The 26,631-nt window shown below is 68.3% G+C and carries 26 protein-coding genes; 21 read left to right on the forward strand and 5 right to left on the reverse strand.

Annotation, left to right across the window (positions count from 1 at the left end):
- Positions 1-684 precede the first annotated feature (684 nt).
- The 4 genes from D9R14_RS22890 (at position 685) to cybH (ending at position 6,080) form a co-directional block, all read left to right on the forward strand.
- Positions 685-1,605, forward strand: coding sequence for a hypothetical protein (locus tag D9R14_RS22890; RefSeq protein WP_147452992.1), 921 nt, complete (start codon positions 685-687; stop codon positions 1,603-1,605).
- A 773-nt stretch (positions 1,606-2,378) separates the two neighbouring features.
- Positions 2,379-3,494, forward strand: a complete 1,116-nt coding sequence (locus D9R14_RS08770) for a hydrogenase small subunit (protein WP_121622953.1) — start codon at positions 2,379-2,381, stop codon at positions 3,492-3,494.
- Entirely contained in the window at positions 3,491-5,305 is a 1,815-nt protein-coding gene (locus tag D9R14_RS08775) for a nickel-dependent hydrogenase large subunit (protein ID WP_121622954.1), read from the forward strand. The genes D9R14_RS08770 and D9R14_RS08775 overlap by 4 nt, the downstream gene beginning before the upstream one ends.
- 10 nt (positions 5,306-5,315) lie before the next feature.
- Entirely contained in the window at positions 5,316-6,080 is a 765-nt protein-coding gene (gene cybH / locus D9R14_RS08780; protein WP_121622955.1) for a Ni/Fe-hydrogenase, b-type cytochrome subunit, read from the forward strand.
- A 45-nt stretch (positions 6,081-6,125) separates the two neighbouring features.
- On the opposite strand, the gene D9R14_RS08785 is transcribed toward cybH, so the two are convergent.
- The 3 genes from D9R14_RS08785 to D9R14_RS08795 all read right to left on the reverse strand — a co-directional run bounded on the left by D9R14_RS08785 (position 6,126) and on the right by D9R14_RS08795 (position 9,061).
- Entirely contained in the window at positions 6,126-6,773 is a 648-nt protein-coding gene (locus D9R14_RS08785) for a hypothetical protein (protein ID WP_121622956.1), read from the reverse strand.
- Positions 6,774-7,065: 292 nt separating this feature from the next.
- Positions 7,066-8,205, reverse strand: coding sequence for a 4-hydroxybutyrate dehydrogenase (gbd, locus tag D9R14_RS08790; protein WP_121622957.1), 1,140 nt, complete (start codon positions 8,203-8,205; stop codon positions 7,066-7,068).
- 157 nt (positions 8,206-8,362) lie between these two features.
- Positions 8,363-9,061: a GntR family transcriptional regulator gene (locus D9R14_RS08795; RefSeq protein ID WP_121622958.1), complete on the reverse strand. Its 699-nt coding sequence runs from the start codon at positions 9,059-9,061 to the stop codon at positions 8,363-8,365.
- Between the two features lie 216 nt (positions 9,062-9,277).
- Here D9R14_RS08795 and D9R14_RS08800 point away from each other — a divergent pair, with 216 nt between their 5' ends.
- The 4 genes from D9R14_RS08800 (at position 9,278) to D9R14_RS08815 (ending at position 13,848) form a co-directional block, all read left to right on the forward strand.
- The gene (locus tag D9R14_RS08800; protein WP_121622959.1) at positions 9,278-10,516 is read left to right on the forward strand and encodes a CaiB/BaiF CoA transferase family protein; all 1,239 of its coding nucleotides are present in this window, start codon (positions 9,278-9,280) and stop codon (positions 10,514-10,516) included.
- A complete protein-coding gene (locus D9R14_RS08805; RefSeq protein WP_121622960.1) occupies positions 10,513-11,307 on the forward strand; it encodes an enoyl-CoA hydratase/isomerase family protein in 795 nt (264 codons plus the stop codon). Before D9R14_RS08800 ends, D9R14_RS08805 begins: the two co-directional genes overlap by 4 nt.
- A gap of 468 nt (positions 11,308-11,775) precedes the next feature.
- On the forward strand, positions 11,776-12,336 hold the full coding sequence (locus tag D9R14_RS08810; protein ID WP_121622961.1) for a tripartite tricarboxylate transporter TctB family protein: 561 nt from the start codon (positions 11,776-11,778) through the stop codon (positions 12,334-12,336).
- A gap of 12 nt (positions 12,337-12,348) precedes the next feature.
- Entirely contained in the window at positions 12,349-13,848 is a 1,500-nt protein-coding gene (locus D9R14_RS08815; RefSeq protein WP_121622962.1) for a tripartite tricarboxylate transporter permease, read from the forward strand.
- Positions 13,849-13,866: 18 nt separating this feature from the next.
- Here D9R14_RS08815 and D9R14_RS08820 read toward each other — a convergent pair whose 3' ends face one another.
- Complete coding sequence (locus D9R14_RS08820; protein ID WP_121622963.1) at positions 13,867-14,820, reverse strand: amidohydrolase family protein; 954 nt, start codon at positions 14,818-14,820, stop codon at positions 13,867-13,869.
- Between the two features lie 197 nt (positions 14,821-15,017).
- On the opposite strand from D9R14_RS08820, the gene D9R14_RS08825 reads away from it, so the two are divergent.
- A complete protein-coding gene (locus D9R14_RS08825; RefSeq protein ID WP_121622964.1) occupies positions 15,018-15,401 on the forward strand; it encodes a cupin domain-containing protein in 384 nt (127 codons plus the stop codon).
- Between the two features lie 4 nt (positions 15,402-15,405).
- Entirely contained in the window at positions 15,406-15,702 is a 297-nt protein-coding gene (locus D9R14_RS08830; protein ID WP_121622965.1) for a DUF1330 domain-containing protein, read from the forward strand.
- Between the two features lie 65 nt (positions 15,703-15,767).
- On the opposite strand, the gene D9R14_RS08835 is transcribed toward D9R14_RS08830, so the two are convergent.
- Positions 15,768-16,703, reverse strand: coding sequence for an NAD-dependent epimerase/dehydratase family protein (locus D9R14_RS08835; protein WP_210210829.1), 936 nt, complete (start codon positions 16,701-16,703; stop codon positions 15,768-15,770).
- Between the two features lie 127 nt (positions 16,704-16,830).
- Between D9R14_RS08835 and D9R14_RS08840 the strand changes: the two genes are divergently transcribed.
- The 11 genes from D9R14_RS08840 (at position 16,831) to D9R14_RS08890 (ending at position 26,614) form a co-directional block, all read left to right on the forward strand.
- Entirely contained in the window at positions 16,831-17,787 is a 957-nt protein-coding gene (locus tag D9R14_RS08840; RefSeq protein WP_121622966.1) for a LysR family transcriptional regulator, read from the forward strand.
- Positions 17,788-18,017: 230 nt separating this feature from the next.
- Positions 18,018-18,998 carry a Bug family tripartite tricarboxylate transporter substrate binding protein gene (locus tag D9R14_RS08845; RefSeq protein WP_121622967.1) on the forward strand — a complete coding sequence of 327 codons (981 nt, stop codon included), beginning with the start codon at positions 18,018-18,020 and terminating at the stop codon, positions 18,996-18,998.
- A gap of 424 nt (positions 18,999-19,422) precedes the next feature.
- Positions 19,423-20,043 (forward strand): HyaD/HybD family hydrogenase maturation endopeptidase, encoded by a 621-nt coding sequence (locus tag D9R14_RS08850; RefSeq protein ID WP_121622968.1) that lies wholly within the window; start codon positions 19,423-19,425, stop codon positions 20,041-20,043.
- A 6-nt stretch (positions 20,044-20,049) separates the two neighbouring features.
- On the forward strand, positions 20,050-20,385 hold the full coding sequence (locus tag D9R14_RS08855) for a HypC/HybG/HupF family hydrogenase formation chaperone (protein ID WP_121622969.1): 336 nt from the start codon (positions 20,050-20,052) through the stop codon (positions 20,383-20,385).
- Positions 20,385-20,813 carry a thioredoxin domain-containing protein gene (locus D9R14_RS08860; protein WP_121622970.1) on the forward strand — a complete coding sequence of 143 codons (429 nt, stop codon included), beginning with the start codon at positions 20,385-20,387 and terminating at the stop codon, positions 20,811-20,813. The genes D9R14_RS08855 and D9R14_RS08860 overlap by 1 nt, the downstream gene beginning before the upstream one ends.
- 10 nt (positions 20,814-20,823) lie before the next feature.
- Positions 20,824-21,669, forward strand: a complete 846-nt coding sequence (locus D9R14_RS08865) for a hydrogenase expression/formation protein (protein WP_121622971.1) — start codon at positions 20,824-20,826, stop codon at positions 21,667-21,669.
- A gap of 15 nt (positions 21,670-21,684) precedes the next feature.
- Positions 21,685-22,539 (forward strand): [NiFe]-hydrogenase assembly chaperone HybE, encoded by an 855-nt coding sequence (gene hybE / locus D9R14_RS08870; RefSeq protein ID WP_121622972.1) that lies wholly within the window; start codon positions 21,685-21,687, stop codon positions 22,537-22,539.
- Complete coding sequence (locus D9R14_RS08875) at positions 22,536-23,732, forward strand: nickel-dependent hydrogenase large subunit (protein WP_121622973.1); 1,197 nt, start codon at positions 22,536-22,538, stop codon at positions 23,730-23,732. The genes hybE and D9R14_RS08875 overlap by 4 nt, the downstream gene beginning before the upstream one ends.
- On the forward strand, positions 23,725-24,066 hold the full coding sequence (locus tag D9R14_RS08880; protein ID WP_121622974.1) for a hydrogenase maturation nickel metallochaperone HypA/HybF: 342 nt from the start codon (positions 23,725-23,727) through the stop codon (positions 24,064-24,066). Before D9R14_RS08875 ends, D9R14_RS08880 begins: the two co-directional genes overlap by 8 nt.
- Positions 24,066-25,142, forward strand: coding sequence for a hydrogenase nickel incorporation protein HypB (hypB, locus tag D9R14_RS08885; protein WP_121622975.1), 1,077 nt, complete (start codon positions 24,066-24,068; stop codon positions 25,140-25,142). Before D9R14_RS08880 ends, hypB begins: the two co-directional genes overlap by 1 nt.
- The gene (locus D9R14_RS08890; RefSeq protein ID WP_121622976.1) at positions 25,139-26,614 is read left to right on the forward strand and encodes a sigma-54-dependent transcriptional regulator; all 1,476 of its coding nucleotides are present in this window, start codon (positions 25,139-25,141) and stop codon (positions 26,612-26,614) included. The genes hypB and D9R14_RS08890 overlap by 4 nt, the downstream gene beginning before the upstream one ends.
- Positions 26,615-26,631: the final 17 nt, after the last annotated feature.

Genomic DNA, 26,631 nt, shown 5'->3' on the forward strand with positions numbered 1-26,631 from the left:
GGGCAGCGGAACGCAGAAAACCCGCACCGCCGTCATGCTCCGGCTCGACCGGAGCATCCACGCCCCCTCCCCGCCTCCCGCCCGGCCGCCGGATGGGCCCTCCGGTCAAGCCGGAGGGCGACGGCGGTGAGGGGGGCAGCGGAACGCAGAAAACCCGCACCACCGTCATGCTCCGGCTCGACCGGAGCATCCACGCCCCCTCCCCGCCTCCCGCCCGGCCGCCGGATGGGCCCTCCGGTCAAGCCGGAGGGCGACGGCGGTGAGGGGGCAGCGGAACGCAGAAAACCCGCACCACGTCATGCTCCGGCTTGACCGGAGCATCCAAGCAACCTCCCCGCATCGCGCCCGGCCGCCAGATGGGCCCTCCGGTCAAGCCGGAGGGCGACGGCGGTGAGGGGGCAGCGGAACGCAGAAAACCCGCACCGCCGTCATGCTCCGGCTTGACCGGAGCATCCATCGGCAGCGGATGCAGGCGCAATGGGGGGAATGGGAGCGAGGCGTCGGACGAAGACCCGAGACCGGGCTCGTTGGGGCTCGATCCTTCCGGACATGGCCTGAGTTGGCGCGTGGCTCGTCCACCGCCAACCTCCCACTCGCTATATGGCAGGGGGAGGGCCTTGCAGGCAGGTTGCATCCGAGCAATTATTCCAACCCTGAATCGAACCTGCTTACCAGGGCGGCATTATGGTCAGCGCAATTGGGCTCAGAGTTTATAAGATCGGGGCTCATCCCCGCAGGGACGCTACTCCATTGCCTCTAGTCGATAAAAAGTCGGGCATCGACGTCCCATCATACATAGCCTCTTTCGTTAATCAAAACAAAACACAAAACAAGAAAGACTCAGCCGAACGAAGCTGGTATTTCGAAAAGATGGAGGAAACTAAGCCGGGATGCTGCCGGGGATATATACATTATGGGACCTTTGGGTTTGAAAGCAATTTTGTTGATGGAAAAACAAAAGCCAAAAAATACAAAAGATCTGTAACCGATGTAGAAGAAATACCACTTTATTTTGAGTTTTGGACCTCTAACGACAATCGAACCGCGCTTGCAGCCTTCCAATCTTTTCAGGGGCGTTCTTGTATAAATATTTTATTTTCTGATATACAGGAAGATTTCGAAAAGAAAACTAATAATATACTCACGTTCAAAAAACTACTTCCTAGTGACTCGAGGGGATCTGTATACAATACAGCTCCTGTCAAAAATATAAAACTTATAAAAAGAAATGCTGGAAACGATATTACTGATACATACATAGAGACAGACGGAACGAGTCTTGTCGATTTTGAGATTTCAATATCAGCAAAAAGAAAAAGTAGCCTCGGTGCTCTATCAGACGTCTATTCTCGCTTTAAGAAATCTGAAGAAAGTGCGCTTATTTATGATGGCGTTGAATTTTCAGAGGCATACGCCGAAGTCAGAGTCGGAAATAAATTGAGAAAGATTGGATTATTTGGCGCCCATGGCGATGCAGGAGTTATTGACTTAACAGGACAGGTAAAAAGGGGGATAAATGGCCACCCAACATTTGATTCAATGAAAAATGAAACAAAATCAATCCTCGACTCCATATATAAATCAATTTATGGAGCTAAACGATGAAAATAAATATATACATTATATTTAGAGATCATATAAATACATTTTATGATTATGAATCAAATAGTAAAAGTTTGTTTGATTTTGTACTATTTTATGGACTTCCTATAGTATTATCACTTTTATCTTTTTATTTCTCGATCACAATGAAGTCCGATTATTATAATCTATCTATAACATTTTATGGAATATTTTTAGCTCTTTTGCTAAATATACAAGTAGCGATATTTTCCATTTATCAACGTGAATGGAGGCGCGAAGAAAGTGATAGAGATGAAGAGCGGGTGCGCGAGAAACGAGAAAATAAAAGAATCATACTGACTGAACTGAATTCCAATATATCTTATATGACAGCCCTAAGCTGCATCGCATTGGCCGCATTCTTAGTATTTTATGCTTTGGAAATTAATAATAGTATAACCGCAGCAATTTCGATATTTTTTTACAGTCATTTTATACTAACATTCTTGATGGTAATAAAAAGATCGCATGCGCTTTTTTCGCATGAGTATAAGGTTGATTGATTTTTCGGAATCGAACGCTGATCGGTTGTTGGCTGCCTTCGATTCTCACCAACATGGACCACGTCCCGGCAACCCCCTTTCCACCTCCCCCCCAAACCGCTCACCCCCCATCCACCCCCGCCGCAGCGCACAACCCCCAACCCCCTGAAATCCCACACCCTCCCTCTCTGGCACACCCCTTGCTGAAACGGTTCCAATCCCCCGGCCTCGACGCCGGCGGGGAGGACAAGTCAGCCAAGGGGGGACGCCTTTATGGCCCTCGAGACGTTCTATGAGGTCATGCGGCGGCAGGGCATCACGCGCCGTTCGTTCCTGAAATACTGCTCGCTCACGGCGGCGGCCCTCGGCCTCGGGCCGGAGTTCGCGCCGCAGATCGCCATGGCCATGGAGACCAAGCCGCGCACCCCGGTGCTGTGGCTGCATGGGCTGGAATGCACCTGCTGCTCGGAGAGCTTCATCCGCTCCGCCCATCCTCTGGTGAAGGATGTGGTGCTCTCCATGATCTCGCTCGACTATGACGACACCCTCATGGCCTCCGCCGGCCATCAGGCGGAAGCGATCCTCGACGAGGTGATGACCAAGTACAAGGGCAACTACATCCTCGCGGTGGAGGGCAACCCGCCGCTGAACGAGGATGGCATGTATTGCATCATCGGCGGCAAGCCGTTCGTCGACCAGCTGAAGAAGGTGGCCAAGGACGCCAAGGCCATCATCTCCTGGGGCTCCTGCGCCTCCTATGGCTGCGTGCAGGCGGCGCGGCCGAACCCGACGCGCGCCACCCCGGTGCACGAGGTGATCTTCGACAAGCCGATCATCAAGGTGCCGGGCTGCCCGCCCATCGCCGAGGTGATGACCGGCGTCATCACCTACATGCTCACCTTCGGCCAGTTGCCCGCGCTCGACCGCCAGGGCCGGCCGCTGATGTTCTATTCCCAGCGCATCCACGACAAGTGCTACCGCCGGCCGCACTTCGACGCCGGCCAGTATGTGGAGCACTTCGACGACGAGGGCGCGCGCAAGGGCTACTGCCTCTACAAGGTCGGCTGCAAGGGCCCCACCACCTACAACGCCTGCTCCACGGTGCGTTGGAACGACGGCGTCTCCTTCCCCATCCAGGCCGGCCACGGCTGCATCGGCTGCTCGGAAGACGGCTTCTGGGACAAGGGCTCGTGGTACGCGCGCCTCGCCGACCTCAAGGGCTCGGGCTTCGGCGTGGAAGCCAATGCCGACCAGGTGGGCCTGGTGGCCGCCGGCGTCGTGGGCGCGGGCGTCGCGGCGCATGCCGCGATCTCCGCCCTCAAGCGCGCGCAACACAAGAACACGGACAACGGCACGGACAACGGCGCCGGTAAGGGAGGCGAGCAGTGACCATCCAGACGCCGAACGGCTTTTCCCTCGACACCTCCGGCAAGCGCATCGTCGTCGATCCGGTCACCCGCATCGAAGGCCACATGCGCTGCGAGGTGAACGTGGACGCCAACAACGTCATCCGCAACGCGGTCTCCACCGGCACCATGTGGCGCGGGCTGGAGGTGATCCTCAAGGGCCGTGACCCGCGCGACGCCTGGGCGTTCGTGGAGCGCATCTGCGGCGTGTGCACCGGCTGTCATGCGCTGACCTCCGTGCGCGCGGTGGAAGACGCGCTCGCCATCAAGATCCCGAACAACGCCTTCCTGATCCGCGAGATCATGGCCAAGGTGCTGCAGTGGCACGACCATGTGGTCCACTTCTATCACTTGCACGCGCTCGACTGGGTGAACCCGGTGAATGCGCTGAAGGCGGACCCGAAGGCCACCAGCGTTCTCCAGCAGTCCATCTCGGCCCATCCCATGTCGTCGCCGGGCTATTTCCGCGACGTGCAGAATAGGCTGAAGAAGTTCGTGGAGAGCGGCCAGCTCGGCATCTTCAAGAACGGCTATTGGGACAACCCGGCCTATCTGCTGCCGCCGGAAGCCGACCTCCTCGCGGTGACGCACTATCTGGAGGCGCTCGACTTCCAGAAGGAGATCGTAAAGGTCCACACCATCTTCGGCGGTAAGAATCCGCATCCGAACTATCTGGTGGGCGGCGTGCCCTGCGCCATCAACATGAACGGCGACATGGCCGCCGGCGCCCCGCTCAACATGGAGCGGCTGAACTTCGTGAAGCTGAAGCTTCAGGAAGCCTTCGAGTTCTCCAAGAACGTCTATGTGCCTGACGTGATCGCCATCGCCTCTTTCTATAAGGGGTGGCTCTATGGCGGCGGCATTTCCGGCCAGAACGTCATGGACTATGGCGACTACGAAGCCATCCAGGGCCAGAAGAAGAGCGAGCGCCTGCCCGGCGGCGTGATCCTCAACGGCAAGTGGGACGAGGTGCACCCCATCGACCCGCGCGACCCGGCGCAGGTGCAGGAGTTCGTGGCGCACTCCTGGTACACCTACGGCGAGGGCAACAACGACAAGGGCCTGCACCCGTGGGACGGCGTCACCGACCCGCAGTACAAGCTCGGCCCCGCCGCCAAGGGCACCCGCACCAATATCGAGGCGGTGGACGAGAACGCCAAGTATTCCTGGATCAAGGCGCCGCGCTGGAAGGGCAATGCGGTGGAGGTGGGCCCGCTCGCCCGCTACATCCTCGCTTATGCCCAGGGCGTCGATTATGTGAAGGGGCAGGTGGACGAGGCGCTCGGCACGTTCAACACGCTGGCCGGCACGAACCTGACGCCCAAGCAGGCGCTGCCGACCACCATCGGCCGCACGCTCGCCCGGGCGCTGGAGGCGCATTATTGCGCCAAGATGATGCTGGACGATTTCGACCACCTCATCGCCAACATCAAGGCCGGCGACACCTCCACCGCCAACATGGAGAAATGGGACCCCGCCACCTGGCCGAAGGAGGCCAAGGGCGTCGGCACCGTGGCCGCGCCGCGCGGCGGTCTCGGCCACTGGATCAAGATCAAGGACGGGCGGATCGAGAACTACCAGTGCGTGGTGCCCACCACCTGGAACGGCGGGCCGCGCGATCCCAAGGGCAATATCGGCGCGTTCGAGGCCTCCCTCATGAACACGCCCATGCAGCGCCCCGAGGAGCCGGTGGAGATCCTGCGCACCCTCCACTCCTTCGACCCGTGCCTCGCCTGCTCCACCCACGTCATGTCCCCAGAGGGCGAGGAACTCGCCCGCGTCACCGTGCGCTAGGGAGGCGAAAATGACCGACGCCTCCCTCCCCGCCGCGCCCGCGGCCCCCGCCCGCCCGAAGCCCGGCGCCGATGCCGTCGCCAAGGCCGCGGCAGGCGGGCGCAAGCTCACCACCGTCTATGTCTACGAGGCGCCGGTGCGCCTGTGGCACTGGGTGAACGCGCTCTCTATCGTCGTGCTGTGCGTCACCGGCTACTTCATCGGATCGCCGTTCCCGACGCTGTCGGGCGAAGCGAGCGCGCACTATCTGATGGGCACCATCCGGTTCGTGCACTTCTCGGCGGGCTACATCCTCGCGGTCGCCTTCTTGGGGCGTATCGCGTGGGCGTTCATGGGCAACCAGTGGTCGCGCGAGCTGTTCACCTTCCGCTTCTGGCGCAAGGACTTCTGGCGCGGCTGCTTCACCGAGATCCAGTGGTATGCGTTCCTGAAGCCCCGGCCGCTGAAGTTCGTGGGCCACAACCCGCTGGCCCAGTTCTTCATGTTCTGGGTCATGGTGGTGGGCCTCGCCTTCATGATCGTCACCGGCTTCGCCCTCTATTCGGAGGGCGCCGGGCCGGGCTCGTGGCAGGACGTGATGTTCGGCTGGGTGATCCCGCTGCTCGGCGGCTCCATGCAGGTGCACACGCTGCATCACCTCGGCATGTGGGCGATCATCCTGTTCGTCATCATCCACGTCTATTCGGTGATCCGCGAGGACATCATGTCGCGCCAGTCCATGGTCTCGGCCATGACCTCGGGCTACCGTTCCTTCAAGGACGACGATCCGGAATGAGCAGTCGACCGGCCGGGCGTCAGGGCGCCCGGCCGGTCGTTTGCCTCAGGCGGCGCGGGGCGCCAAGGCGGGGCGCCCGGTCTCTGCGGCGAGGCGCCGGGCGAGCGCCACGAACTCGATCGCCGCGCACAGCATCAGGCCGTAGCCGAACAGCTCCAGGCACTCCTCGCTCATGTCCTTGATGGGGCGCAGATAGTCGTCCTGCATCACGGCCTGCCAGAAGCGGCCCATGCCGAACAGGCGGGAGAACACATAGGTCGTCAGCAGCGAGCCGACGAACAGGCCGAACGCCGTGCTCTCGGTGAACGCCTTCTGCTCGGCGAGGAAGGCCGCGCGGTGCCTGAAGGTGTAGAACAGGCCCGCGGCGATCACCGGCGTGACGGCGATCTGCCAGCCCTCCTCATGCAGCATGTCGAGCCAGATGTCGTTCTCGCGGATCAGCGAGGCGGCGACGAAGGTGGCGAGCAGCCAGGCCGAGCGTGTGAGCGCGGAAATCCTGAGCGCGCAGGAAACGAAGATCGCGGTGATGACGAAGAGGGTGACCGACTGGGCGATCTCCACCAGCGACGTCTCGCCGAACGTGCCGGTGGTCACGGCATCCACATACATGAGCAGGAACAGGAAGGCGGTGATGCCGGCATAGAGCGCGACGCGCAGAATGCCGCGCACGAACGGCTGGTAGTCCTCGGGCAATGGGGAATCTCCGGGCTGATTGCGCAGCGGCCCGACCGCCGCGCCAATGCCCGACACCCCGCCCCCGGAGCCGTCGCCATACTGTCATAATTAGCGAACGCAGGCCATACCGCGTCGCGCCGTCCGGGCTGCCCCGGCGCGCGACGACCGCGCCGCAGCTTGAAACGCGAGGCCCCGCGGGCCTGCGCCATGCCGCAGCGGGCGCGTCGCCGCGCCCGCTTCCCCGTCTCACCGCGGCCCAGGAAAGGCTCCCTCTTCCGGGGCCCGCATCCGGCCGGCGACCGGCGGCCCGTCAGAGCGAGGCGCGCAGCATGGCCTCGTAGTCGGCGGGGCTGGCCTCGCGCGGATTGGTCTTGTGGGTGTGGTCGGCGAGCGCGCGCTCGATGATCTGCGGGAACATCTCGGCGCCGACGCCGATGGCGGCGAGGCCCTCCGGCAGGCCGATGCGCCGGTTGAGCGCACGCACCGCGTCGGGCAGCGACGCCGGGTCGGCGACGCCGATGGCGCCGGCGATGCGGGCCATGCGGTTCTCCGCCTTCACGCTCGGCGCCTCGGCGTTGAACGCCAGCACCACCGGAAGCAGGATGGCGTTGAGCGTGCCGTGATGGGTGCGCGGATCGAGCCCGCCGATGGCGTGGCTGAGGCTGTGGACGCAGCCGAGCCCCTTCTGGAACGCCATCGCCCCCTGCATGGAGGCCGCCAGCATGTGCTTGCGCGCCTCGCGGTCGGCGCCGTTCTTCACCGCCGTCTCGATATGCGCCCAGCCGCGGGCGAGGCCGTCGAGCGCGATGCCGTCGGCCGGCGGGTTGAAGGCGGAGGCGAGGAAGGTCTCGATGCAGTGCGAGATGGCGTCCATGCCGGTGGCGGCGGTGAGGCGCGGCGGCAGGCCGAGGGTCAGCTCGGGGTCGCAGATGGCGAGCTTCGGCACCAGATACGGCGAGAGGAAGCCGAGCTTGCGCCCGTCATCGACGATGATGATGGCGCCGCGCCCCACCTCGCTGCCAGTGCCGGCGGTGGTGGGGATGGCGATCAGCGGCGCCACAGCGGGCGTGATTCGCGCGACGCCGCCCTCGATGGCGGTGTAGGGCAGCAGATCCCCGGCGTGCGTGGCGAGCAGGGCGACGCCCTTGGCGAGGTCGATGGGCGAGCCGCCGCCGATGGCGATGATGCCGTCGCAGCCGCCGTCCTTGTAGGCCGCGACGCCGGCGCGGACCGCCGCCTCGGTGGGGTTGGGCGGGGTGGCGTCGAACACCTTCAGCGCGGAGGGCTCGGGAAACAGCAGCGCGAGACGGTCCACGAGGCCGGCGGCGCGCACGCCCGCATCGGTGACGATGAGCGGCCGCGTGATGCCGAGCCGCGCGCATTCCTGCGGCGCCAGCGCCAGCGCGCCGAAATCGAATTGCACGGTGGTGATGTAGTTGATGATCGCCATGGGCACGTCTCCCCTAATCCTGGTCTTGCCGGCGCGCGAGCCGCTGCCGTCGGACGGCGGGCGAGGCGATCGGAAGGATGGCGCCCGCGCGTTCCGCGCCCTGGTACCGGCAGGGATAGCAGCACCCCATTTTGTATGCAATGCGGTCGGCAACGCCCTAGCCGAGGTCGGGCGGAGGGGGCATGCCCAGCACCGCGAGGCCGTTCAGATAGTGCTGGCTCATGACCTCCGACAACGCCGCGCCGTCGCGCGCGGCGAGGGCGTCCACCATGGCCTGGTGCTCGGCCACGGCCGACTTCCATCGCTCGGGATAGAGCTTGGTCATGGAGCGGGCGCGGTCCACCTGGGGCGCCAGGATGTCCCAAAGTTCGAGCAGCGAGGCATTGCGGGCCGCGCTGACGATGGTGCGATGGATGCGGCGGTTGAGGTCCAGATAATTGGTGAAATCGTTCTCGAAATAGAACGATATCATGCGGTAGTGCATGGCGTGGATCTCGCGCACCTCGGCTTCGCTGGCGCGGGCGCAGGCGAGGCGCCCGCCCAGCGCCTCCAGATGGCCGATGGTCTCCAGCAGGTCCCGCGTCTCGTCCACGTCGATCTCGGTGACGACCGCGCTGCGGTTGGGCGAGAGCCGGACCAGCCCCTCGCTCGCGAGCGTGCGGATCGCCTCGCGCAGGGGCGTGCGGGAAATCCCGAGTTCGGAGCACAGATCCTTTTCCCGCAGCGGCGCACCGGGGGGAAGCCGGCTCGACACGATCATGCCGCGCAGCGCCTCCACGGCGGCGCTGTGAAGCTGGCCGCGCCTTCTGCCGCCTGCCGGCGCCTCCGCACCGGGCGCGCTCGCCTCGTCCAACATGCCGCCTCCTCGCTGCGGCCTAGTTAAGCACGCGACAGGCCGCTGGCAACACGGGGCCGGGCGCGCGCCGGCGCGGTCCGGCCTTGACGATCAAAATCTTGTATGCAATCTCGATGCTAAGGCGCCGGGCGAAGTCCATCGGTTTCCCGACCCGGCCGCCGCGGAGGACGCCATGATGGCTTCGACAGGCGCAGCCGTGAGCGCAAGGAGTCTGCGATGAGCACCGCCGCATCCGCGCCGTCCCAGGCCCCGGCGGGGCCTCAGCCGCTCCAGCGGCTGCGCGTGCTCGATGTCAGCCAGGTGATGGCAGGCCCGTTCTGCTGCATGCTGCTAGCCGACATGGGCGCCGACGTGATCAAGGTGGAGCCGCCCGAGGTCGGCGACCAGACGCGCCGCGCCATGGGCTTCCGCCTGAAGGGCGCCGACAGCGGCGGCTTTCTCGCGCTCAACCGCAACAAGCGCAGCGTCGCCCTCGACCTGAAGACCGAGCGCGGGCGCGACGTGTTCTACGCGCTTGTGCGCACCGCCGACATCCTGGTGGAGAACAACCGGCCGGGCGTGACCGCGCGCCTCAAGATCGACTATCCGACCCTTGCGGCCATCAATCCGCGCCTCGTCTATGCGAGCATTTCCGGCTTCGGCCAGACCGGGCCTTGGGCGCACCGGCCGGGATTCGACCTCATCGCTCAGGCCATGTCGGGCGTCATGAGCGCCACCGGCCTGCCCGGACTGCCGCCGGTGAAGAACACCGTGCCCATCGCCGATCTCGGCGCCGGCATGTTCGCGGTCTACGCCATCCTGAGCGCGATCATCGGCCGGGACGCCACCGGGCGGGGGCAGTATATCGACGCCTCGCTCTACGAGACCGCCGCGGCGCTCTCCATCTGGGAGACGGCGGAATATTTCGGCACCGGCCACGTGCCGAGCCCGATCGGCAGCGCCAACCGCATGAGCGCGCCCTATCAGGCGGTGCAGGCGAAGGACGGCTACCTGGTCGTCGGCGCCGCGAACCAGAAGCTCTGGCTGAGCCTGTGCGGGGTGATGGAGCGGCCCGACCTCGCCGCGGACCCGCGCTTCGCCACCAATGCCGACCGCCTCGCGAACCGGCACGAACTGATCGCCGAGATCGAGCAGGTGTTCGCGACCCGCACCGCCGAGGAATGGGCCGACGCGCTGCTCGCCGCCGGCGTGCCGGCAGCGCCGATCTACACTTATGCCCAGTCGCTTGCGAGCGAGCAGGCCAAGGCCCGCGATCTGGTGGTGGAGATGGAGCATCCCGTCGAGGGGACGATCAAGCTTCTGGGCTTCCCGGTGAAGCTGAGCGACACGCCCCAGCAGTTGCGGCGCCCGCCGCCACTGCTGGGGGAGCACACCGGCGAAATCCTCGCCGAGCTCGGAATGTCCGAGCCGCAGGACACGCCGGCCGCAGCGCCGGCGGGAGCGCCGGTGCCATGAGCGCGCCGGCCGCGGACGACCAGGGCTCGGTCCACTACCGGCGCGACGGCGCCATCGCGCGGGTCGTGTTCGACCGCCCGCACGCCCACAACGCCATGACCTGGACCATGTATGAGCGCCTCGCGGAGATCTGCGCGCAGATCGCCGGCGAGGACAGCGTTCGCGCCGTGATGTTCTCGGCCACCGGAGGCAAGGCCTTCATCGCCGGCACCGACATCGCCCAGTTCGCGGACTTCACAGGGGCCGAGGACGGCCTCGCCTATGAGGAGAAGGTGGCGCGCTTCATCGGCGCGGTGGAGCGCCTGCCCATGCCGACGCTGGCGGTGATCGAGGGCTGGTGCGTGGGCGGCGGCCTCGCCATCGCCGCCGCCTGCGACCTGCGCATCGCCACCCCCGCGTCCCGCTTCGGCATTCCGATCGCGCGCACCCTGGGCAATTGCCTGACGCCCGCGGTCTATGGCCGCCTGATCGCCGAGTTCGGCGTGGGGCGCGTGAAGCGCATGCTGATGTTCGCCGATTTGCTCGACGCCGATGAGGCGCTGACGGCCGGGTTCCTCAGCGCCGTCGTGGCGCCGGACGAGATCGGCGCGCGCGCCGAGGCGCTTCTGGAGCGCATCGCCTCCCACGCACCGGTCACCCTGCGCGTGGGAAAGGAGGCGGTGGCCCGCATCCTTGCCGCGACGACCGCGGATGGCGAGGACCTCGTGCGTGCCGCCTACGGCAGCGCCGACTTCCAGCATGGCGTGCGCGCCTTCCTGGAGAAGCGCAAGCCGGAATGGAGCGGCCGCTGAGGCGGGCCAGCCGTGCGACGCCGGCCGGACCTTGCCACCTCCGGTATCACCCTATGTTGCATACAAAAATTGGCCTTTCCGCTGCATCGTCCGGCCTCGCGGCCGGGCCATGGCCCCGCGCTGCAGCAGCGTTTCCTTGCGCTGCAAAGTGAATGGCCGGCGGGGCCATCCGGCTCCCGGCAGCGGCAAAAGAGGCTTCCCACCCACATTTTTGCATGCAAGAATGATGGTTCTTCACAACCGCCCCTTTGAGGACGGGACAAGAATGACAGAGCGGGAGGGTCCCATGCGCCATTCAGTCCTCCGGGAGCCCCGCGCGGGGTGGCACGACCGGCACCGCCGGGCGCCCGGCGCACGCCGGTGGCCCTGCCCGCGGCGCGCGTGCGGGCGCGGCTGACCCGCCCCGAGACGACCCGCTGCCCGACGGCGCAGCCGCTGCCGGCACATCATGCGATCAGGGATGGCGCAATGCTCCAGTCTTATCGAATCGTCGGGGCCGCCACGGCCGCGATCGGCGCCGCTGCCTTCTACGGCGGCTCGCTCCTTCCGCCGGTGCCGGGACAGAATGTCGGCCCCAACGTCTTCCCCATGGTGACGGGCGGCGGCCTGTTCCTGTGCGGCATGCTGATCGCGCTCGGCGTGGGCCGGCGCTACGAGCAGGAGATCGAGGCCGACGTGGCCGCGCACGCCGCCGTCCATGTCGGCGCCCAGGCCGCAGCCCAGATCGGCGCCCAGGTTGGCGCACAGGCGGGCGCAACTCCGGCGCCGACACAGGTCCGGCACGGGCCGCTTCATGCCCTGCGGGTCCTGGTCCCGCCCGGGCTGCTGATCTTCTATGCGCTCGCCGCCGACAGCCTCGGCTTCGTGCCGACCGCGGCGATCATCGCCCTGACGCTGTGCCGCGCGCTCGGCGCGCCCTGGCGCAGCGCAGTCCTGGTGGCGCTGCTGGCGCCGCCGGCGGTCCACTTCGCCTTCGCCGACCTGCTCCGCGTCCCGCTTCCGCCGGGACTTCTGCCCATGCCCTGGTAGGGAGGCGAACCCGTGTCGAACCTCACGCAAGCCTTCGCGCTCGTCGCCCAGCCCGACGTCATCCTCGCGATCCTGCTGTCGTCGCTCTACGGCATGGTGGTGGGCGCCCTGCCCGGCCTGACGGCGACCATGGCGACGGCGCTCCTCGTGCCCGTCACCTTCTACCTGTCGCCGATCGCGGCCATCGCGGCGATCATTTCCGCCTCGGCGATGGCGATCTTTTCCGGCGACATCCCCGGCGCGCTGCTGCGCATTCCCGGCACGCCCGCCTCCGCCGCCTATACCGACGAAGCCTATGCCTACACCCGCAAGGGGCAGCCGGAGATGGCGCTCGGCATCGGCCTGTGGTTCAGCGCCATCGGCGGCATCATCGGCACCGTCGCGCTGCTGGTGATCGCGCCGGCGCTCGCCGAGTTCGCGCTCAGCTTCTCCACCTTCGAATACTTCTGGATGGCCTGCCTCGGCCTGATGTGCGCCACCATCGTCGCCCGCTCGTCGCCGGTGAAAGCGCTGGCCTCGATGTTCTTCGGCCTGCTGGTGTCCTGCATCGGCATCGACAATCCCGGCGGCACGCCGCGCTTCACCTTCGGCATGACCGACCTCATGGGCGGGGTCGACGTGATCGCCGCCATGGTGGGCATGTTCGCGGTCTCCGAAGTGATGCGCTTCATGCTGGACCAGGCGCCGCCGCCGCTGCCCAAGCGCCGGTTCGGCAGCATCCTCGCCAACCAGTGGAAGCTGACCCTCGAATTTCCGAAGAGCTGGTCGCGCGGCAGCGTCGTCGGCATCATCGTCGGGGTGCTGCCGGGCGCGGGCGCCGACATGGCGGCCTGGATCTCCTACGCCATCGCCAAGCGGTTCTCGCGCGAGCCGAAGAAGTTCGGAACGGGCCATCCCGAGGGCCTGATCGAGGCCGGCGCCAGCAACAATTCGAGCCTGGCGGGCGCCTGGGTGCCGGCGCTGCTGTTCGGCATCCCCGGCGACACCATCACCGCCATCGCCATCGGCGTGCTGTACATGAAGGGGCTCAATCCGGGCCCGACGCTGTTCACCAACAACGCGCCCTCCATGTATGCGCTCTACTTCATCTTCTTCATCGCCAACCTGCTCATGATCCCGCTCGGCATCATGGTCATCCGCATGTCGAGCAAGGTGCTGCGGGTGCCCTATTCCATCGTCATGCCGATCGTCATCCTGTGCTGCGCCGTGGGCACCTTCGCCATCACCAACTCCACCTTCGGGGTGATCGTCGCGGCGGCGTTCGGGTGCATCGGCTTCATCCTCCAGCGGTACGGATTCCCGATCGCCGCCATGGTGCTCGGCATCGTCATGGGCACGCTCGTGGAGCAGTCGTTCGTCGCCTCGCTCATCAAGTCGGGCGGAAGCATCCTGCCGTTCTTCAACCGGCCGGTGGCGCTGGCGCTGGCGAGCATCACGCTCCTGTGCGTCGCCTGGCCGGTCATCGGCTGGGCGCTCCAGCGCTCGCGCCGGCTCAGCTCGGCCGAAACCTGAGGCCGCGCCCCGGCCGCCTCAGGCGGCGGCCGGGAGGGCGATGCGGTAGAAGTCGGCCGCATTGCCGGCGAAGAACCGCGCCTGGTCCGCGCGCGGCAGGTGCGCGAGCATCCGCGCCATGGACCGGACCAGCGCATCGTAGGAGATGCGCAGCCCGGCCACGGGGAAGTTGCTCGCGAACATGCACCGCTCGATGCCGAAGATGGCGATCGCCTCAAGCACCACGCGGCGGTTCGCCTCATAGTCCCAGGCGGTCCCCGGCAGGCCGAACTCGGACACCTTCACGTGCACGTTGGGCGCGCGCGCCAGCGCCTCCATGCCGCGCCGCCAGAGGGCCAGGCCCTCCTCGCTGCGGTCGAGCGGCAGGCCGGTGTGATTGAGCGCGATGGGGGTGCCGGGAAACGCGCGCGCCACCTCCGCCGCCTCCGCCAGATGCCAGAACGGCACCCGCAGGTCGTAGGACAGACCGTGCACGCCGAGCCGCGCGAAGCCGTCGAGCCAGCGCCGGTCCTGCATGGTGCCGGGCGCGCCGGGCACCATGGCGCCGGGCGCAGGCGATGTCACCGGCTTCGAGCGGATGCCGCGCACCAGCGGGAAGGCGGCCTGCGCGGCCAGCACCTCATCGGCGTCGGGCGTGTCGAGCCAGGCATGGGCGACGATGGCATTGGGAAAGCCGTGGCGCGCGCTCACGCCGCTCACCCAGCGGGTTTCCGCGACCGGATCGTCGCGGCGCCATTCCGCCTCGCAGTGGACGGTGGCGACCACCCGGTGGCCGGCGGCGTCGCGGCGATAGTCGTCGGGCAGGTAGTCGCGCCGGATCGCCGCATAGTCGCCCAGGAAGAAGGCTGGCTCGATCTTGTCGCACAGCCAGGGATAGGACCTGTCCGAGAGGTCCCACAAATGATGATGGGCGTCGATCAGCGCAAGCGCGTCCTCCCCGCCGTCCCACCCGCCATGGATCGTGCCCGTCAACCGCGCCTCCCGGATCGTGCCCTTCGGCCGACCTTAAGGCGGCGCGGCGGCGCGCATCGGGAATATTGGTCACAAGCCATGTGCCGGTGGGGCGGCCCCCGCGCGCGGCCGCATTTGGTAGCCTTGCCGCGGCCGCCGGCCCCCGCCGCGCGCACCGCGCCGCGGCCACCCACCGACCAGATCGGGAACCATCCGCGATGTCCTCCGACCCCTTCAAGTTCCACGTCTCCTTCGCCAAGGACGGAAAGTTCGAGCCGCAGGGTCTGTGGTCCCACTTCGAGTACCGCGATCTCGGCATCGCGGCGGCGACCGGCGGGCGCTTCGGCGCCCATGTCATCCGCGCCAAGGAGGCGCGCGAGGGCGGCTTCAAGCGCCACAAGCACGAGCTCGAATTCCAGATGTTCTACATGCTGAAGGGCTGGTTCAAGTTCGAGTGCGAAGAAGGCGGCGTCATCACCGTGCATGCCGGCGACTGCGTTCACCAGCCCTCGCAGATGCCGCACATCACGCTCGCCTGCTCCGACGACCTCGAACTGATCGAGATCACCTCGCCGGCCGAATTCCCCACCATCGAGGTCTGACGCCATGGTCGCCTATGTGATCGTTGAGCCCATGGAGGTGAGCGACGCCGAGGCATTCCAGGCCTACCGTCCGCTCGGCGCCGCCGCCGTGAAGGCGCACCAGGGTCTCTATGCGGCGCGGGGCGCCGACGCGGTCCCGCTCGAAGGCGACTGGACGCCACAGAAGCTGACGCTGCTCCAGTTTCCGTCCCTGGATCTGGCTCGCGGCTGGTACGATTCGCCCGAATATCGTGCGGCGCGCGCGGTGCGCGCGGGCGCGGCGCGGCTGCGCCTCGTCGCCTTCGACGGCACGGGCGGCTGAGGCGCGCCGGGCGGAGACGCCGCCGGGACGCGCCGGAGCGGGAGCCCGGCACGCCCCGGCGCCGCTCACGCCGGCAGCTTGCCTTCCGCCACCAGCAGAGCGCGGTAGGAGCCGTGCTCCACGTCCTCCACCAGGCCCGGCCCCTTCGGGTTCCACCCCAGCATGGCGCGGGCCTTCTGCGCGCTGACGCGGCTGTTGGAGGCGAAGGTGGCCTGGGCCGAGATGCCCCAGTCCTTCAGCGCCTCCTCCATGGGCCAGCTCTCGGTGCGTCCGCCATGGCCGAGCAGCCGGCTGATGGCTTCGGCGATGGTGCGCATGCTGCACTCGCCATTCTCGGCGAAGAACAGCGATCCGGGCGGCGCCATCTCCAGGGCGAGCAGATACAGGTCGACCACGTCGTCGATGTGGACGTTCGACCAGACGTTCTCGCCCTTGCCGATGTGCAGCGCCTTGCCCTTGGCGAGGGCCAGATCGAGCATGCGCGGCACCTGGATCGAGCTTTTGTGAAGGCCGGCGCCCTGGCCGTAGATGAGGGTCGGGCGCACCACCACGCTCCGCACGCCGCGCTGGCCGTAGGACAGCACGAGGCGCTCGACGGCGGCGCGGCCCTGGCGCTCCGGCAGCGCGACGAACGGGGTGTCCTCGTTGAACACCAGATCGCTGCGCTCGCCGCCGCCGCGATCGGCGATGATGCTCGACCCGCTGGTGTGGATGAACGACTTGCCGGTGCCTTCGAGCACCGGGAGGATGGCCTCGACCACGAACGGATCGTCCGAATTCGCGGCGTTGATGACCGCGTCCACGCCGGAGGCGACCTCGGCCAGCGTGCCGAGGGCGACGAGCGAGCCGACCACCGGGGTGACGCCGGTCTCGCGCAGACGCGCGGCGCTCTCAGCGCTCCGCGTCAGGCCGACCACCTCGTGCCCGCGCGCCACCAGCCTGGCGGCGATCGAGCCGCCAATGTACCCGGTCGCACCGGTGACGAAAATCCGCATCGACATAAACTCCAGCCCAAGTTTGCGCACTGGCTTCACTATCGGCGCCGCGCGCGGATTGCTGAAGACCCGGCGACGGCATAGGATTTGTGCGTGCCGGTCACAGGGCGGGAAACAAATCGGGAAATAAAGAATGGCCGACAAATCGGGGGAGATGGAGCTGTTCGTGCGGGCCGTGGCCCTCGGCAGCTTTTCGAGCGCCGCCCGCGCTTTGACCATCACGCCCTCGGCGGTCAGCAAGGCGGTCGGACGGCTGGAGGACCGGCTCGGCGTGCAGCTCCTCGATCGCTCCACGCGCTCGATCCGGCTGACGGCGGAGGGGCAGGTCTATTATCTCGACTGCCTGCGCATCGTGAACGAGATCGACGAACTGGAACGCACGCTGCTCGCCCGCCGCAACGTTCCGCACGGCCGGCTGCGGGTCAATTCCTCGGTCCCGATCGCGCGCCGTCATTTGCTGCCGATCCTTCCCGAGTTCCTCGCGCGCTACCCCGAGATCGAGCTTGATCTGTCGACCAGCGACGAGGTGCTCGATCTGATCGAGAGCAGCGCCGACGTGGCGGTGCGCATCAGCCCGCTGCAGAACTCCTCGCTTCGGGCGCGCAAGATCTTCGACTTCCGCCGCATCGTCGTGGCCGCGCCGGACTATCTCGCGCGCCACGGAATGCCGGCGCGCCCTGCCGACCTTTCGGCCCACAATTGCCTCGCCTTCAATCTGAAGATGAGCCTCAACGAATGGCCCTTCATCGAGGACGGGCGGTCCTTCACCCTGCCGGTGCAAGGCAATTTCCGCGCCGACAAGGGCGACACGCTGCACGAACTGGCGGTGGCGGGGCTCGGCATCGCCCGGCTCGCCAACTTCATGATCGACGATGACCTGCGCGACGGCCGGCTGGTGCCGCTGCTGGAGGACTTCCATCCGAACGACACCATGGGCGTCTACGCGGTGTTCTTCCCGCAGAAGCACATGCCGGCCCGCATCCGCTGCTTCGTCGACTTCCTGATCGAGAAGCTCGGCCGCTATACCCTGCGCGTGCCGCAGGAGCCGGCCCGCCGGCCCGCGTCGCCGGTCGCGCACCGCGTCGCCTGAGGCGCCGCGCGCACGCCTTCGCATCGCCCGCCCGAACCCGCCGACCGGTCACGCCGACCCCGGCGCCGGACGCGCGCCGGCGCTTGCGCGCGCTGTCGCGGCGCGCGCTGTGCCGTATGGGCACAACCCCTGTGACGGCTATGCACGTCAACGGCTGTTATTGTTGCTCCCGCCGTATTCTTGTTGCGGTGCGCCATCAATACAAAGAACACCAAATAGAGAGGAACCCCATGCTCAAGCGCTGGAAGATATTGCTGTGCAGCCTTGCCGTGGCCGCGCTCGGCGGACTGGCCGGGCCGGCGCCGGCCACGGCCGCGTTCCCCGATCGTCCGATCACGCTGATCGTTCCGTGGGCGGCGGGAGGCGGGACCGACTCGGTGTCCCGCATGATCGCCGCGCTGCTGGAGAAGGACTTCGGCCAGCCGGTGAACGTGGTGAACCGCACCGGCGGCAGCGGCGTCGTCGGCCACACGGCGATCGCCCAGGCCAAGCCCGACGGCTACACGATCGGCCTCATCACGCTGGAGATCAGCATGATGCACTGGGTCGGCCTCACCGACCTCACCTATGAGGGCTTCACGCCGCTGGCGCTGATGAACGTGGACCCCGCCGCCATCCACGTGAAGGCCGATTCCAAGTACAAGACGATGGCGGACCTGATCGCGGCCATCAAGGCCAATCCCGGCAAGATCACCTCTTCGGGCGCCGGGCAGGGCGGCGGCTGGCATCTCGCCATGGCGGGCATGCTGCGTTCGCTCGGCATCAATCCGAGCACCGTCACGTGGGTGCCGGCGACCGGCGCCGCGACCTCGCTGACCGACCTCGCCGGCGGCGGCATCGAGTTCGTCTCCTGCTCGCTGCCGGAGGCCGACGCGCTGACCAAGGCCGGGCGCGTGCGCACCCTCGCCTACATGGACGACAAGCGCTCGCCGGTGGCGCCCGACGTGCCGACCCTGAAGGAGGCGGTGAACTCCGAATGGACCCTCGGCCTGTGGCGCGCCATGGTCGGGCCCAAGGGCATGCCGGCGGACATCGCGCAGAAGTACGAGGCCGCCTTCAAGAAGATCTTCGAGAGCAGCGAGTTCCAGGGCTTCATGAAGAACCGCGGCTTCGGCGCGGTCTACATGAATGCCGCCGACCTGAAGGCCTTCATGGCCAAGGACGACAAGGGCGCGGGCGAGGTGCTCAAGGACATGGGCCTCGCCAAATAGGCCCCAAATCCACGGACCGGCCACCTCGGCCGTCCCGGAACGCGGCCCGAGCGAATTGAAACGATTTGATCGGGCAATCGCCCTCTAAAGTATTGGGAGAGAACGCGGTTTCCGTGTTCTCGCATCGAGGGATAAGGCCCGCCGCCCGGCGGGCCTTTTCTTTTGGCCGGACCGAAGGCAGGCCATGCCGATGCCGGCGCGTACCCAACTTGGAAGCTTATCTTCCATTTTTACGGAATCTGATTAGGTTCTTTCCGACCCTTGGAGGGGCGGTCGAACGCGCCCGGTGGCAGGCAAGCAGCCAAGATCAACGCGCGGCGGTCGGAGACCGACCGCCTGGCGCGGGTGGCACGCTCCTTGAATTGAGCACTTCCAGACAGGCGGCGGCAGACCGCCAGAGGAAATGCGAGGGAGGAAAGCGCCCATGGACGGCGAGCGCATACTCGTGCTCGGCATCGGCAACATCCTGTGGGCCGACGAGGGATTCGGCGTGCGGGTGGTGGAGGCGCTCCACGCCGGCCACGACTTCCCCGAGCGCGTCAGCCTGCTGGATGGCGGCACCCAGGGCCTCTATCTGCTGCCCTATCTGGAGGAGGCCGACGGCGTCGTCATCGTCGACGCCGTGGATTACGGCCTGCCCCCCGGCACGCTCCACATCCTCGCCGACGGCGACGTTCCGGCCGTGCTCGCCGCCCGCAAGGTGAGCCTGCACCAGACCGGCTTCCAGGAAATCCTGGCGCTGCTCGCGCTGCGCGGGCACACGCCGCGCCGCATGGTGCTGGTGGGCGTGCAGCCGGCGCTCCTGGACGATTACGGCGGCGGCCTCACCGACATCGTCGCCGCCAAGGTGCCCGACGCGGCGGCCGAGGTGCTGGCCGTGCTGGCGCGCGACTTCGGCGTCCATCCGACACCGCGCCCGGCCCCAGGCCGCGACGCCCTCATCACCCAGGCGGTGGCCCGCGCGCCCTACGAGGCCGGCCGCCCCTCGCCGGAGGAGGCGTGCCGCATCGGCGATCCGCGCGTCCTTGCCGGCGCGCGGGACTGACCGGCCATGTGCATCGGCACCCCCATGCGCCTCCTTGCCCGGGAGGGCCTGTCGGCCCGCTGCGCCGACGCCGCCGGACGGGTCGAGACCGTCGACCTGTCGCTGGTGCCGGAGGCCGCCGACGGCGACCACCTCCTCGTCTTCCAGGGCGCCGCGCGCCGGCTGATGGACGCCGAGGAGGCCCGCCTCGTCGCCGCCGCGCTCGAAGGCGTCGCGGCGCTCATGGCGGGCACCGCCGACGCCGCCGTGATCGACGCCGCCTTCGCCGACCTCGCCCACCGCGAGCCGGCGCTGCCGCCCCACCTCGCCGCCGCCTTCGCCGCCGGCCGAAAGGAAGCCTGATGACCACCCTCGACACTCCTGCGCCCCGCGCGGCCGCCGCTGCCGCCCTCCACCCCTTGGTGCGGCGGCTGATCGAGGACCGCGGCTATGCCTTCGTCGAGACCGACGAGGCGCTGGCCGGCCTCGATGGGCGCGACCATTTCCTGTTCCTGCCGGCCCACGGCAAGACGCACCTGGAGACCCCCGACATCGCCGTGGTGCTGCCGGAACTGATCGCCGCGCTCGGCGGCGCCGCGCAGATCGGCGGCGCGGTGGCCGGGGCGAAGCTCGAAGCCAAGCTGCGCGACCGGCTCCAGCTCGCAGTGCCCGCTTTGGTGGTGGTGCGGCGCGGCGAGGCCATCGGTTCGGTCGCCCGCATGCGCGACTGGGATGAGTATCTCGCCCGGCTCGGCGCCGTCCTCGCCGCCCCCGTCCCCGCGACCCATTGAGGACCGAGCGATGCCCTCCAGCCCCTTCGCCACCCAGCCGCCGGTCGGCTTCGGCCCCGGCAGCCAGATCGGCGCCGACGACGGCCTCGAATATCTGCCGCTGCCCTCGGGCATGCGCACCTTCTCCGCCCACCTGCCCGAGGTGGAGGACCCCGCCCGCTTCGCGCCTGCGCTCCAGGCGGTCGCCGACATCCTCGCCGCGCTGAAGGACTGGACGGCGGGCACCACCGCCACCGTCCCGCTCTCCCATCTCGACGCCGCCAACCGCGCGCTGGTGAACGAGACCTTGGGCGAGGGCGAGGTGGCGGTGAAGGTCGCGGGCGAGGGCCGCGCCGTGGAGATCCAGGAGGCGACCTTCGCCGGCGTCTGGCGCCTGCGCGCCGCCGACGGCACCGAGCGCGTGGAGGTGGGCGCGTTCCCGAAGGGCGCGCTGCTGCGCGCCTTCCCGGCGCGCTGGGAGGTCGATCTTGCGGCTCTGGAGCAGCCCATGCCCGGCATCTTCAACGCCCCGCCGCTGCTGGTGGAGATCGCCCACCGCTCCGCCACCCGCCGGCCGGGCGACGCGCCCCACATCATCAACCTCTCGCTGCTGCCGCACACGCCGGAGGACCTGGCGCTGATCGAGCGGACGCTGGGCGAGGGCGCAACCACCATCCTCTCGCGCGGCTACGGCAACTGCCGGATCGACGCCACCGCGACGCGCGATGTCTGGCGCGTGCGCTACTACAATTCCACCGACATGCTGATCCTCGACACCATCGAGGTCTCCGACGTGCCGGAGGTGGCGCTGGCCGCGCCCGAGGACATCGCCGATTCCGCCGAGCGCCTCGCCGAGGTGCTGGCGGCGATCTCGTGACGGCGTGAGGGCACCATGAACCTGCATCGCGGCTTCGAAGGCTCCTATATGGGCGACAACGCCCGCCTCGCGCCCACCGCCCGGCTGGAGTGCAAGATCTGCTGGCACGTCTACGACCCGACGCAGGGCTGCGACACCTGGGACGTGCCGCCGGGCACGCCGTTCGCGGCGCTGCCGGACCACTGGCGCTGCCCGGTGTGCGACGGCGAGCGCACCCAGTTCATGGTGCTCGACCCCGGCCTGCCGCAGGAGGCCGCGCCCACGCCGGCCGCCGCCGCGCCGCAGGTCGATCCGCGCCTCGCGGCGCTGGTGGCGGCGGCGCCCGGGCGCTTCGAGGCGGCGTTCCGCGAGATCCATGCCGGCAAGATGAAGGGCGTGCCGTTCGTCAACGAGACGCTCTCGGTCAAGGCGCTCGGCTTCCGCATCCATGACGGGCGCGGGCTCGGCGTGCTGGTGACGCCCTGGTTCATGAACCTGATCCTGCTGCCGGGGCCGGACGAGGACTGGTCCGGCGCGAAGACCGGCGAGAAGAGTCTGATGGACTTCGCCTCCGGCACCTACGAGTTCCTCGCCGCCGACCGTCCCGAGACCGGGCCCTACCGGGCCTGCTCGCTGTTCTCACCCATGTTCGACTTCACCTCCATGCTGCAGGCGGTGGAGACCGCCGCCGCGGTGATCCCGGCTTTGCTCGACCCCGCCAACCGGGAGGACGGCACGCGCGCAGGCGAGATCCGCCGCCGCGCGGAGCGGGCGGAGGCCGAGACGGACGACGCGCCGCCGCCCGACGCCGGCGCGGTCCCCGCCGACCTGTCGCGCCGCGCCATCATCTTCGGCCCCCGCGCCGACGCGCCGGAGGCGGACGCGTCATGATCCACGCCCCCGCCGTCCTCGCCGCCATCGCCGTCGCCCCGTCCGCTCCGGACGGAGGATGGCGCGTGGCGCGGCGGATGGCGGCGGACCCGGCGCAGGTGCTGGTCGGCCGCGCGCCGCAGGAGGCGGCGACGCTCGCGCCCTTGATCTTCAACCTGTGCGGCGCCGCTCATGCCCGCGCCGCCGCGGCCGCGCTCGGCCTCGACCGGGAGGAGGACGCGCCCGCGCTCGCCCGGGCGGCGGCGCGCGAGCGCGCCCGCGACCATGCCCGTGCCGTGCTGGTGGAGTGGCCGCGGGCGCTCGGCGAAGCGCCGGACCGCGCCAGCCTCGGCCTCCTCGCCCGTCCGGACGGCGCGCCGGCTTTGGCGCTCGCCCTTGTGGGGGAGGCGCGCGACCTCTGCGCCTTCTCCTTGGCTGAACTGGACGCCTGGCTCGCGGCCGGCGCGACCCAGACCGTCCGCCTCCTCGCCCGCCTGCGCCGCGAGACCGACCCCGCCTTCGGCCGCGCCGGTCTGCCGGTGCTCACGCCGCAGACGCTCGGCGCGATGATGGCCGCTCCGGACGCCGACTGCCCCGACGCGCCCCCTCCCCCCTTGTGGGGGAGGGATGGGGTGGGGGGTGAAGCCGCCGCTCAAGTCCCTGCCGCCATGACTTCAGGCGGCCCGACAGCCCCCACCCTGCCCTCCCCCGCAAGGGGGGAGGGTGGCCGCGGTGCCCCGCCGGCCCAAAGCTCTCCGCCGCAAGCGGGAGAGGGAGACCTCGGCGGTGGACTGGCCCCGCTCCATTTCGAGACCGGCGCGCTGGCGCGCCTTGCGGAGACGCCGCTGTTCCGCGCTCTGCTGGCGCAGGAAGGCCCGACGCTGTTCGCGCGGCTCCTCGCCCGGCTGGCCGATGGCCTCGACGCGCTTTCCGGCGCGGCGGAGCCCGCGCTTTCCGCCCCGCCGGGCGTCGGCCTCGCCTTCGCGGCGCGCGGGCTGCTGGCCCATGGCGCGCGCGTTCACGCGGGGCGGGTCGCGTCCTATCGCGTGGTCTCGCCCAGCGCCTGGAACCTCGTCCCCGGCGGCCTCATGGAGCGCGCGCTGGCGGCGCTGCCGGCCGGAGCGGCGGGGGCGCGGCTCGCGCCGCTGCTGGTGTCGGCGATCAATCCGTGCGTCCCTGTGAGCTTCCCGGCGGCGGAGGCGGCCCATGCATGAGATGGCTTTGTGCGAGAGCCTGCGCAGCGCGATCGAGGAAGCCGCCGTGCGCGAGCGCTTCGCGAAGGTCTCGCGCGTGCGCCTTTCCATCGGCCGCTTCGCGGGCGTCGAGGTGGAGGCGCTGCGCTTCGGCTTCGACATCGTCATGGCCGGTTCGCCCGCGGAGGGCGCCGAGCTGGTGGTGCTGGAGGAGGAGGGCACCGGCTGGTGCTTCGACTGCTGCGAGACCGTGCCGCTGGCGCACCGGCTCGCCCCCTGCCCGCGCTGCGGCGGCGAGCGCCTGGTGCCCAATGGCGGCACGGAGATGAAGATCAAGGACCTGGAGGTCACCTGATGTGCACGGTTTGCGGCTGTGGCGGCGACGGCGCCATCCTCTCCGACGGGCAGAGCAAGCAGACTCTCGCCCCCGACCATGATCACCCGCACGATCACGCGCATGGGCACGTCCACACCCATGCGGACGGCACCACCCACAGCCACGGGCACGGGCACGACCATGTGCATCCGCACGGGCACGCACACACCCACGCGGACGGCACCACGCACGACCACGACCACGGCCACGGCCACCCCCATGGCGGCGGGCACGACCATCGCCACGCCCACGACCACATCCATGAGGGCGAGGCGCGCACGCTGGACTATGGCGCCGGCCCCGCCCGCGCCCATGCGCCCGGCCTCTCCCAGGCGCGCATGGTGGAGATCGAGACCTCGATCCTCGCCAAGAACGAGGCCCTGGCCGCGAAGAACCGCGCCCGCCTCGCCGAGGGCGGCGTGTTCGCGCTCAACCTGCTCTCCGGCCCCGGCGCCGGCAAGACGACGCTCCTGGTGGAGACGCTGAAGGCGCTCGCCGGCCGCCTGCCCGCCGCCGTCATCGAGGGCGACCAGCAGACCGACAACGACGCCCGCCGCATCCGCGAGACCGGCACGCCGGCGGTGCAGATCAATACCGGCAAGGGCTGCCACCTGGACGCCCACATGGTGGGCCATGCGCTCGACAAGCTGCCGCTGCCGCCCGGCGGCGTGTTGTTCATCGAGAATGTGGGCAACCTCGTCTGCCCGGCCGACTTCGACCTCGGCGAGACCCACCGGGTGACCCTGGTGTCGGTCACCGAGGGCGACGACAAGCCGCTGAAATATCCCGATATCTTCGAGAGCGCGGACCTCGTCCTCATCACCAAGGCGGATCTCGCGCCCTATGTGGACACGAACCCGGAGGTGCTGGCCCACAACATCGCCCGCATCAATCCGCAGGCGAAGGTGCTCCGTGTATCGAGCCGCGCCGAGGACGGCCTTGCCTCCTGGCTCGCCTGGCTGGAGGAGGCCCGCGCCGCCCGCCTCGCCCGGCTCGCGGCGGCGGCGGAAGCCAAAGCCGGCGCGCTGCGCGCGGCCGCGGGGGGTGCGCGATGACCCGCCGCCCCGCCATCCTGGTGGTGGACGACGAGCCGCGCTCGGTCGAGGTGATCGCGCGCGTGCTGGAGGAGGAGTTCGACGTCTTCACCGCCCCCGGCGCGGAGGAGGCGCGGCGCATCCTGGAGCACGAATGGATCCAGGTGATCTTCTGCGACCAGCGCATGCCGAAGACTTCCGGCGTCGCCCTGCTCACCGAGGTGCGCGAGCGCTGGCCCGACATCCTGCGCATCATCGTCACCGGCTACACCGAGCCGGACGACATGATCTCGGCCATCAACGAGGCCGGCATCTACCAGTTCATCACCAAGCCCTGGCATCCGGACCAGCTTCTGCTCGCCGCGCGCAACGCCGCGCATCTGTTCCACCTCCAGCGCGAGCACGAGCGCCTCAGCCTCGAAATGAGGCTCTCGCTGCCGGCGGCGGAGGCGCGCATCGCCGCGCGCCGGGCCGAGGTGGCGCAGAGCTTCCATTTCGACGCTTTGGTGCGCGCCCCCGGCAGCCCGCTGAGCGAGGCCTGCCTCAAGGCCGCGCAGGTGGCGACCTTCGACGTTCCGGTTCTGGTGGCGGGCGAGACCGGCACCGGCAAGGAGCTGCTGGCGCGCGCCATCCACTATTCCTCGCTGCGCTCCGAGAAGCCGTTCTTCGCGGTGAATTGCGGGGCGATCCCGGACGAGCTGCTGGAATCCGAGCTGTTCGGCCACAAGAAGGGGTCGTTCACCGGCGCCCACGTCACCCGCATCGGCCTGCTCGACCAGGCGGACGGCGGCACCATCCTCTTGGACGAGATCGGCGACGTCTCGCCCGCCTTCCAGGTGAAGCTGCTGCGCTTCCTCCAGGAGGGCGAGATCCGCCCGGTCGGCTCCAACGAGGCGAAGCGCGTGAACGTGCGCGTCATCGCCGCCACCCACCGCGACCTGCACGGCGAGGTGGGGCGCGGCCGGTTCCGCGAGGACCTCTATTACCGCCTGTGCGCCATGGTGCTGACCCTGCCGCCGCTGCGCGAGCGGCGCGCCGACATTCCGGTCCTGGCGCAGAGCCTGCTCGACGCGCTCGCCGCCCAGCACGGCAAGAAGGCGCGCGGCTTCACCGAGGAGGCGCTCGCCTGCATGCAGGCCTATGACTGGCCCGGCAACGTGCGCGAACTGCAGAACGAGGTGACGCGCATGCTGGTGCTGGCGCGCGCGGAGCTGCTCTCCGCCGATCTGCTCTCGCCCCACGTGGTGCGCGACGCCGCCGCCGCGACGCGTGCCGACCGCGATGTGGCCGCCGCCATCGCGGTGCCGGATACCGGCCCGCTGAAGGACCGCGTCGAGCGCATGGAGGCCACCATCCTGATGGAGACGCTGGTGCGCTGCCGTTGGAACAAGAGCCGCGCGGCGGAAGAGCTCGGCCTCTCCCGCGTCGGCCTCAGAGCCAAGCTCGACCGCTATGGCATCGCCCGCGGCGGCGCCTTCGCGAAATCGCATTGAGGGGGGACGAATGCCGG

This window comes from Xanthobacter tagetidis (assembly GCF_003667445.1).
Lineage (GTDB): Bacteria > Pseudomonadota > Alphaproteobacteria > Rhizobiales > Xanthobacteraceae > Xanthobacter > Xanthobacter tagetidis.

What these genes read in the sequence shown, in the direction of transcription:
- D9R14_RS22890 (WP_147452992.1), top strand. Translation starts at nt 685, where the DNA reads ATGGTCAGCGCAATTGGGCTCAGAGTTTATAAGATCGGGGCTCATCCC.
- D9R14_RS08770 (WP_121622953.1), top strand. Translation starts at nt 2,379, where the DNA reads ATGGCCCTCGAGACGTTCTATGAGGTCATGCGGCGGCAGGGCATCACG.
- cybH (WP_121622955.1), top strand. Translation starts at nt 5,316, where the DNA reads ATGACCGACGCCTCCCTCCCCGCCGCGCCCGCGGCCCCCGCCCGCCCG.
- gbd (WP_121622957.1), bottom strand. Translation starts at nt 8,205, where the DNA reads ATGGCGATCATCAACTACATCACCACCGTGCAATTCGATTTCGGCGCG.
- D9R14_RS08795 (WP_121622958.1), bottom strand. Translation starts at nt 9,061, where the DNA reads ATGTTGGACGAGGCGAGCGCGCCCGGTGCGGAGGCGCCGGCAGGCGGC.
- D9R14_RS08800 (WP_121622959.1), top strand. Translation starts at nt 9,278, where the DNA reads ATGAGCACCGCCGCATCCGCGCCGTCCCAGGCCCCGGCGGGGCCTCAG.
- D9R14_RS08805 (WP_121622960.1), top strand. Translation starts at nt 10,513, where the DNA reads ATGAGCGCGCCGGCCGCGGACGACCAGGGCTCGGTCCACTACCGGCGC.
- D9R14_RS08810 (WP_121622961.1), top strand. Translation starts at nt 11,776, where the DNA reads ATGCTCCAGTCTTATCGAATCGTCGGGGCCGCCACGGCCGCGATCGGC.
- D9R14_RS08825 (WP_121622964.1), top strand. Translation starts at nt 15,018, where the DNA reads ATGTCCTCCGACCCCTTCAAGTTCCACGTCTCCTTCGCCAAGGACGGA.
- D9R14_RS08830 (WP_121622965.1), top strand. Translation starts at nt 15,406, where the DNA reads ATGGTCGCCTATGTGATCGTTGAGCCCATGGAGGTGAGCGACGCCGAG.
- D9R14_RS08835 (WP_210210829.1), bottom strand. Translation starts at nt 16,703, where the DNA reads ATGTCGATGCGGATTTTCGTCACCGGTGCGACCGGGTACATTGGCGGC.
- D9R14_RS08840 (WP_121622966.1), top strand. Translation starts at nt 16,831, where the DNA reads ATGGCCGACAAATCGGGGGAGATGGAGCTGTTCGTGCGGGCCGTGGCC.
- D9R14_RS08845 (WP_121622967.1), top strand. Translation starts at nt 18,018, where the DNA reads ATGCTCAAGCGCTGGAAGATATTGCTGTGCAGCCTTGCCGTGGCCGCG.
- D9R14_RS08850 (WP_121622968.1), top strand. Translation starts at nt 19,423, where the DNA reads ATGGACGGCGAGCGCATACTCGTGCTCGGCATCGGCAACATCCTGTGG.
- D9R14_RS08855 (WP_121622969.1), top strand. Translation starts at nt 20,050, where the DNA reads ATGTGCATCGGCACCCCCATGCGCCTCCTTGCCCGGGAGGGCCTGTCG.
- D9R14_RS08860 (WP_121622970.1), top strand. Translation starts at nt 20,385, where the DNA reads ATGACCACCCTCGACACTCCTGCGCCCCGCGCGGCCGCCGCTGCCGCC.
- D9R14_RS08865 (WP_121622971.1), top strand. Translation starts at nt 20,824, where the DNA reads ATGCCCTCCAGCCCCTTCGCCACCCAGCCGCCGGTCGGCTTCGGCCCC.
- hybE (WP_121622972.1), top strand. Translation starts at nt 21,685, where the DNA reads ATGAACCTGCATCGCGGCTTCGAAGGCTCCTATATGGGCGACAACGCC.
- D9R14_RS08875 (WP_121622973.1), top strand. Translation starts at nt 22,536, where the DNA reads ATGATCCACGCCCCCGCCGTCCTCGCCGCCATCGCCGTCGCCCCGTCC.
- D9R14_RS08880 (WP_121622974.1), top strand. Translation starts at nt 23,725, where the DNA reads ATGCATGAGATGGCTTTGTGCGAGAGCCTGCGCAGCGCGATCGAGGAA.
- hypB (WP_121622975.1), top strand. Translation starts at nt 24,066, where the DNA reads ATGTGCACGGTTTGCGGCTGTGGCGGCGACGGCGCCATCCTCTCCGAC.
- D9R14_RS08890 (WP_121622976.1), top strand. Translation starts at nt 25,139, where the DNA reads ATGACCCGCCGCCCCGCCATCCTGGTGGTGGACGACGAGCCGCGCTCG.